Origin of the sequence: Methylobacterium sp. Leaf99 (genome assembly GCF_001422375.1) — a bacterium.
In the GTDB taxonomy this organism is placed as follows: domain Bacteria; phylum Pseudomonadota; class Alphaproteobacteria; order Rhizobiales; family Beijerinckiaceae; genus Methylobacterium.
In genome coordinates this window covers 216804-223706 of sequence record NZ_LMMU01000010.1, presented here as the reverse complement: position 1 = coordinate 223706, position 6903 = coordinate 216804, and the positions used below count along the sequence as shown (strand labels likewise).

Annotated in this window: 6 protein-coding genes and 1 pseudogene; 6 read left to right on the top strand and 1 reads right to left on the bottom strand. The window is 72.2% G+C overall.

The genetic code is table 11. From position 1 onward, the window contains the following. Positions 1 to 147: pseudogene (locus ASF28_RS23470) on the bottom strand (polysaccharide biosynthesis/export family protein); the annotation flags it as partial. Positions 148 to 408: 261 nt separating this feature from the next. Here ASF28_RS23470 and ASF28_RS19060 point away from each other — a divergent pair. The 6 genes from ASF28_RS19060 to cysE all read left to right on the top strand — a co-directional run bounded on the left by ASF28_RS19060 (position 409) and on the right by cysE (position 6783). Next, entirely contained in the window at positions 409 to 1689 is a 1281-nt protein-coding gene (locus tag ASF28_RS19060; protein ID WP_056096393.1) for a hypothetical protein, read from the top strand. An 84-nt stretch (positions 1690 to 1773) separates the two neighbouring features. Then, complete coding sequence (locus ASF28_RS19055) at positions 1774 to 2328, top strand: gluconokinase (RefSeq protein WP_056096392.1); 555 nt, start codon at positions 1774 to 1776, stop codon at positions 2326 to 2328. Between the two features lie 7 nt (positions 2329 to 2335). After that, positions 2336 to 3160 (top strand): Cof-type HAD-IIB family hydrolase, encoded by an 825-nt coding sequence (locus ASF28_RS19050; RefSeq protein WP_056096389.1) that lies wholly within the window; start codon positions 2336 to 2338, stop codon positions 3158 to 3160. A 213-nt stretch (positions 3161 to 3373) separates the two neighbouring features. Continuing rightward, positions 3374 to 4273, top strand: coding sequence for a transglycosylase SLT domain-containing protein (locus ASF28_RS19045; RefSeq protein ID WP_056096485.1), 900 nt, complete (start codon positions 3374 to 3376; stop codon positions 4271 to 4273). A gap of 398 nt (positions 4274 to 4671) precedes the next feature. After that, positions 4672 to 5628, top strand: coding sequence for a helix-turn-helix transcriptional regulator (locus ASF28_RS19040; RefSeq protein ID WP_274533137.1), 957 nt, complete (start codon positions 4672 to 4674; stop codon positions 5626 to 5628). A gap of 297 nt (positions 5629 to 5925) precedes the next feature. Next, complete coding sequence (gene cysE, locus ASF28_RS19035; RefSeq protein WP_056096482.1) at positions 5926 to 6783, top strand: serine O-acetyltransferase; 858 nt, start codon at positions 5926 to 5928, stop codon at positions 6781 to 6783. Positions 6784 to 6903: the final 120 nt, after the last annotated feature.

The following is a 6903-nucleotide window of genomic DNA, read 5'->3' as shown; positions in this document are numbered from 1 at the left end:
GAGTTCGTAGCGCGCGAAGGTGCCCTCGCTGGTCGAGACGTCGGCCCCGTCCACGATGGCGCCCGTCGTCGGACCCGCACCGGGAAGGATCGAGGAACAGCCCGACACCGCCAGGGCGGTGCAGAGGGCCAGGGGCAGAACGCGCATGCAGGATCGCCTGTCGGTTTCTCTCATCCGCTGCCTAGACCATCGCCGCCGCCCTGTCCGTGGCGGGGGGGTCACAGTCCGGCCGTGACCGGCCGAACCCGCGAACCATCCCCGCTGTGCACCGGCCGGGCGCCCCATCACACGGCTGTGACCCGATACTTGCCCAAACCTTTCCGCGACGCTTGCCGGAACCTTGGCGCCGTGCCCCTTGTCTCTGACCGGACAGGCTTCGTCTCCCGAGGCCGTGAACAACGATGCGCCATGCTCTCGTTCGACTACACCCCTCCGAACCTGCCCGAGGCGACACCGGGCACGGTCCACAGGCGTCACGTCTTCTACGTTCCGGGCTACGATCCCGAGGGGCGCACCCGCTATCGCATGCTGTTCGTCCGTGAGCTCGTCCGCTCGGCGAAGCGCTTCGGGCAGCCCAAACCCCGGATCGGCCCCGCCACGACGAGTCCCGACGGCCTCGTACAGAGCTGGAGCGTGGCGGCCGAGCCCGCCACGGGGGGCGCGCGAACGGGATACGACGTGCTCCTGTGGGACGACCTCGTCGCCCGAGACTTCGGCCGCTGGCGCGTCCTCAGCGCCGGCCTCCTGGTGATCGGCACCCTGCACGCCATCCTGGGCGGTCTCATGCTGCGGTTCTACCGGCTCAACTGGAAGTACGGCAACGTCATCCTCTATCCGTTCGTGCTGCTCGTCGCCCTCGTCCTCGCCAGCCTCGCCATCGCGGGCTTCGTCCACGCCCACCTCGGCGACGGGTTCGGACACAGCCTCGGCTGGCCGCTCTGGGCGACGATTCCCCTGGGCCTCCTCGTCGGGCTCGGCTGGATCAAGGCCATCGAAGCCCTCCTCAACCGGTTCTTCTTCTGGCAGCTCCTCAACGACTGGGTGTTCAACTGGCAGCACGGCCAGGGCTGGCGCCCGGATTACGAGGCCCGCCTCGATGCCTTCGCCGACCATGTGATCGCCCGCCTCGCCGCCTTCGCGGACGAGGGCATCGCCGTCGACGAGGTGATGCTGCTCGGCCATTCCTCGGGCGCCCTCACGGCGGTGGAGGTCGCCGCCCGGGTGCTGGCCCGCGCCCCCGACCTCGGCACCGGGCACACGAGTCTCGCCCTCGTCACCCTCGGCTCGGGCCTGCCCCTCGTGGCGATCCAGCCGCGGGCCCGCCGCCTGCGCGCCGAGATCGCCGATCTCTGCACCAGCCCACGCCTGGTCTGGGTCGACTACCAGGCGCCGCAGGACTGGATGAACTTCCCCGGCTTCAATCCCGTGCGCGACCTGGTCCTGCCCCTGGGCGACCGGCCGGTGACCAACCCCCTGGTGCGCTCCGCGCGGTTCCGGGAGATCATCAGCCCGGAGACCTACCGCCGGGTCCGCTGGCGGCCGTTCCGCATGCACTTCCAGTTTCTCATGGCGAACGACCGGCGCGGCGCCTACGATTTCTTCGCCATGACCCTCGGCCCCCAGCGCCTGCGCGCACGGGTGCTCCATCCATCGCCCGCGCCCGAACCGGCCGCAGCGCCGGGGGCGTGACCGAAGGATCGCCACCGAAGGATCGCCGTGGACCGGTGCCGTCCGGGCCGGCCACACTCCCAAACCCGCGGACCGGGGTTTCGCATGCAGGCAGGCCATCTTCCGTCCCTCGACCGGGGGCCCGGCGTGATCGTGGTGATGGGCGTCTCGGGCTCGGGCAAGAGCACCGTGGCGGCCCGCCTGGCGGAGCGCCTCGGCTGGGCCTTCGTCGACGGGGACGCGTTCCACAGCGCCGCGCACGTCGCCAAGATGCGTGCCGGCCATCCCCTGGACGACGACGACCGCGCGCCCTGGCTCGCCGCCATCGGCGCCTGGATCGACACCCGGCTCCAGGCCCGCGAGCCCGGAATCGTGGTCTGCTCGGCCCTGCGGCGGGCCTATCGCGATGCCCTGGTGCGCGGACGCCCCGAGGTCAGGATCGCCTATCTGGCGGGTGACCGCGACCTCATCGAGGGCCGCCTCGCCCGGCGCCAGGGGCACTTCATGCCGGCCGCCCTCCTCGACACCCAGTTCGCCATCCTGGAGCCGCCCGCCCCGGAGGAGAACGCCGTCGTGGTCGGCATCGACGCGCCCGCCGACGCCATCGCGGCAACGATCGCGGCCCGTCTGGGATTGGGGGAGGGCCAGCAGGAGACATAGACCGCCCATGGACGCATCCGCCCCGCCCATCGCCCTCGTCATCTCCGACGTGGACGGCACCCTGGTGACCACGGACAAGCGCCTGACGCCGGCCACCCGCGCGGCGGTGCGGCGCCTCGCGCAGGCCGGCATCGGCTTCACCATCGCGTCGAGCCGCCCGCCCATGGGCCTCGCCGGCCTGGTGGCGGACCTCGACCTGCGCCTGCCGCTGGGCGCCTTCAACGGCAGCACCGTCGTCGCCCCCGATCTGAAGATCCTGTCGGAGACCCTGATCCCGGCCGCCGTCGCGCGGGACGCCGTCGCCCGGATGGCACGGGACGGCCTCGACATCTGGGTGTTCGCGCACGGGGCCTGGACCCTGCGCGACCCGCGCGGCCCCTACACCGACCTCGAACGGCGCACCCTCGGGGCGGAGCCGACCGTGGTGGCCGACCTCGACCCGCTCCTCGACCAGGCCGCCAAGATCGTCGGGGTCAGCGCCGACACGGCGCACCTCGCCGCCTGCGAGACCCGCCTGGCCGCCGCCCTGGGGGAGGGGGCCGACGTCCACCGCTCCCAGGCCTACTACCTCGACGTGACCCCGGCCGGCGCCGGCAAGGGCGGCTTCGTCGACGCCATGAGCCGGCGCCTCGGGATCGACCGCGCCCGCATCGCCACCCTGGGGGATGCCGGCAACGACGTGCCGATGTTCTCGAAGGTCGGCTTGTCCATCGCCATGGGCAATGCGGACCCGGCCGTGAAGGCGGCGGCCCGGGCCGTGACCGCGGACAACGACAGCGAGGGTTTTTCGCGGGCCATCGACGAATTCGTTTTGCACCGCCCTCCGGCCTGATGCCCTCGGCCCGGCGCCGCCGGGCCAGACCCTTGCGCGGACTGGGAAATCCGACGCGGGCGGACCGCGCACGTTTCCCGCGTGTGTATCCTGTGCGCCACAGCACACGGGGAAAGCCCCGGCATGCGGCCGCAATCGGGGCACCGAGCCGCTTTCCAGCCTCATTTGGCCCCGACCTTGACCGTTCAGAACAAGGACGATCCGGGTCACCGCATGAACCAGCGCCTCCTGCTCCTCGCCGTCGCCGCGTTGGCCATCCCGGCCCAGATCCTGCCCGCCCCGGCCCTCGCCCAGGGCAAGGCCGCACGGGACAACATCGACGCGCTGATCGAGGAGCAGGCCCGCGCCGCCGGCGTGCCGGCGAGTTTCGTCCACGCGGTGGTGAAGCGCGAGAGCAACTACAACCCGAACGCCAAGGGCGGCAGCGCCCTGGGCCTGATGCAGATCAAGCCCGCCACGGCCCGCGGCCTCGGCTACCAGGGCGACGCGGCCGGGCTGTTCGACCCGGCGGTGAACCTGCGCTACGGCATCGCCTACCTCGCCGGCGCCTACAAGACCGCCAAGGGCGACCTCGCCCGGGCCTACGGCTACTACAATCGCGGCTACTACTACGCCGCCAAGCGCCTCGGCATCCCGGCGGAGGTGCCCGAGGGCGTGACCACCGTCGCCTCCGGGGCGAAATCCGGCGCCGCCTTCGCCAGCGCCTTCGACCGCACGACACCCGCCGATCCCAACCTCGCCGCCGCCGCCACGGCCCTGGCCTACGCGCCGAGCCCGACGGCCAACGCCGTCCCGACGGAGCGCGTCGAGGTTCCGCTGCCGCCGCGCCGGCCCGCCGGCCTCTCGGGCTCCGTCGCGCCCGCGGCGATGGCGAGCCTCGACCCGGCGCCGGCCGCCATCGCGCCCCTCGCGCCCGCCCCGGCGCCGATGGCCTCGCAGATGCCCGCGGCCTCGCAGGCCACCGACGCGACGCCGAGCGAGCGCGTCGAGGTGCCCCTGCCGCCGCGCCGGCCCTCGGCCGTCCTGCTCGCCTCGGCGGGGCGACCGATTGTCGCGAAGAAGGCCGTCGCGGCGCCCGTCCTCGAAGCCTCGGCGCTGCCCGCCGATCAGTAGGGCGCTCCGTTTCGCGCGGCGCAACCGGCCGGCCCCGCGCGTCCGGCGAACGTTCCGTCGCGGTTTCCGAACGGATCGGGCCCTTCGCGCGGCCCGTCGGGGGATTTCCCCGTGTCCGGGCGGGAATGCGCCCACGCCGCGCCGTTTCCCCGCGCCTGCAGGTTTTCCCTCGCGGGCGGGCCCGGACCGCTTGCGCTCGTCCGCCCGGCGCCTCACATGTTGCACCGCACAGGATTTTCGACCCAAGGCGGTTTTCGTGACCGCGTCATGGGACTATTAATCCTGTTCCGTACAGTGCCGCATCGACGTAATATTTCCGAACCGGAATCCGATAGAGATATCGATCCCTTCGCGGAAGCATTATCGCGCCGACCTCTCGTGTTGTGGGTCGGTGAACGATGGGCCTGAGATCCAGAGTTGCGCAGGCCCCGGCCTGTCCGCCAATCGAGAAGACGAACGACGGCATGGCCGGCGCGGCAGAACAAGAATCGACCTTCCTGGCAGAGCTGGGCCGGCGCGTCCGGCACGCCCGCACGGTTCGCGGCCTCTCGCGCAAGCTCCTGTCGCAGACGTCGGGCCTGTCCGAGCGCTACATCGCGCAGCTCGAGAGCGGGCAGGGCAACGTCTCGATCATCCTCCTGCGCCGGGTCGCCAACGCCATGGGCGTGCGCCTCGACGACCTCATCGCCGGCCAGGACACCACGCCGGACTGGCACGTGGTTCGCGATCTCCTCGGGCAGGCCTCGAGCGAGCAGATCGCCCTGGCCAAGGGCATCCTGTCGGGTCACGCCCCCGCCGGGGGTGACGCGCCGCAGCCCCGGGTCGCCGTGGTCGGCCTGCGCGGGGCTGGGAAATCGACCCTCGGGCGCCGGGTCGCCGACCGCCTTGGCTGGACCTTCGTCGAGCTCAACGCCGAGATCGAGCGCGAGAACGCCCTGTCGGTGAAGGAGATCTTCGCGATCTACGGCCAGGAGGGCTACCGCCGCCTGGAGCAGGCGGCCCTGCGCCGCCTCACCGAGCATCCCGGCCCCCTCATCCTCGCCACCAGCGGCGGCATCGTCGCCGAGCCCCTGACCTACGACCTCCTGCTGCAGGCGTTCTTCACGATCTGGCTGCGGGCCCGGCCCGAGGAGCACATGCAGCGCGTGCGCGAGCAGGGCGATCTCGCGACCACGGGCGACCACCCCTCGGCCATGCAGGAATTGCGGGCGGTCCTCGCCAGCCGCGAGCCGCTCTACGCGCGGGCGCCCTCCGTGGTCGACACCTCCGACGTTCCCGTCGAGACCATGGTCGATCGCCTCGCCGCCGCCATCGAGGCGCGCTTCGGCGCCCCGGATCAGTCCCGCCATGCGTGAGACCCGGTCCTGTCTTGGGTCCCGCGCAGATTTCGGGCCCCGCGCAGGGGGGTGCGGCACCCGCCGCCCTTGATCGGTCCGGGGCCGCACCACACGCTATAGCGCAGGCTGCGCTCCGCGTGACGGCGAACGATGGTCTCCCGAAGGCCCGCCGCACGCGGCCGTTCCGCTTCGACGACGTTTTCGCGTAGACAATCGCCACTGCGGTGGCCGAACCGGGACCTGGGCAGATCAAGTCCGGGTCCGGCAATTCGAGGGTCGGCAAGTCCGGGCCCAGCAGTGTTCGAGGAGGAGCCCATGTCCGCCCGTTCTTCCCTGACCAGGCCCGCCGACCGGGAGACGGTCGCGACCCTCGATCCGATCTGGACCCGCGTCCGCGCCGAGGCCGAGGCCCTCGTGCGCGAGGAGCCCCAGCTCGCCTCCTTCATCGTCGCGACCATCCTCAACCACCCCAGCCTCGAGGCGGCGGTGGCACACCGGGTCGCCGCGCGCCTCGGACACCAGTCCCTCCCGGCCGAACTCGTGGCCCACGGCTTCCACGAGGCCATCGCCGACGATCCGCGCCTGGGCGAGATTTTTCGCGCCGATATCGGGGCGGTCCTCGACCGCGACCCGGCCACCACCCGCGCCATCGAGCCGGTGCTGTACTTCAAGGGCTTCCACGCGCTCCAGGCCCATCGCCTCGCGCACTGGTACTGGACGCACAAGCGCCGCGACCTCGCCCTCTACCTGCAGAGCCGCTCGTCGGAGGTGTTCCAGACCGACATCCACCCGGCGGCCCGGATCGGGCGCGGGGTGTTCCTCGACCATGCCACCGGCCTCGTTGTCGGCTCCACGGCGGTGATCGACGACGACGTCTCGATCCTGCACGCGGTGACGCTGGGCGGCACGGGCAAGCAGGGCGGCGACCGCCACCCCAAGATCCGCCGCGGCGTGATGATCGGCGCCGGCGCCAAGATCCTGGGCAACATCGAGGTCGGGGAATGCGCCCGCGTCGCCGCCGGCTCGGTGGTGCTGCGCGCCGTGCCGCCCCACACCACCGTGGTGGGCGTGCCCGCCCGCGTCGTCGGCACCGCCGGCTGCGCCGAGCCCGCCCGCGCCATGGACCAGCTGCTGGGCCTCGAAACCTTCATTCACATGGCCGAGGGCATCTGACGCACCGGTCCGGAACGGGGAGCCGGTTCTCGGCAAGGGCGGGCGGCCCGCTCCCGTGCTCCGCTTGCCCATGCCCCGGCGGCGTGGCAAGCGGTCCCGGACTCGAACCCCGCCACTGGG

Excerpts from the sequence above, each read along its gene's own strand:
- ASF28_RS19055 (WP_056096392.1), top strand. The coding sequence starts at position 1,774 with ATGCAGGCAGGCCATCTTCCGTCCCTCGACCGGGGGCCCGGCGTGATC.
- ASF28_RS19060 (WP_056096393.1), top strand. The coding sequence starts at position 409 with ATGCTCTCGTTCGACTACACCCCTCCGAACCTGCCCGAGGCGACACCG.
- ASF28_RS19045 (WP_056096485.1), top strand. The coding sequence starts at position 3,374 with ATGAACCAGCGCCTCCTGCTCCTCGCCGTCGCCGCGTTGGCCATCCCG.
- cysE (WP_056096482.1), top strand. The coding sequence starts at position 5,926 with ATGTCCGCCCGTTCTTCCCTGACCAGGCCCGCCGACCGGGAGACGGTC.
- ASF28_RS19040 (WP_274533137.1), top strand. The coding sequence starts at position 4,672 with ATGGGCCTGAGATCCAGAGTTGCGCAGGCCCCGGCCTGTCCGCCAATC.
- ASF28_RS19050 (WP_056096389.1), top strand. The coding sequence starts at position 2,336 with ATGGACGCATCCGCCCCGCCCATCGCCCTCGTCATCTCCGACGTGGAC.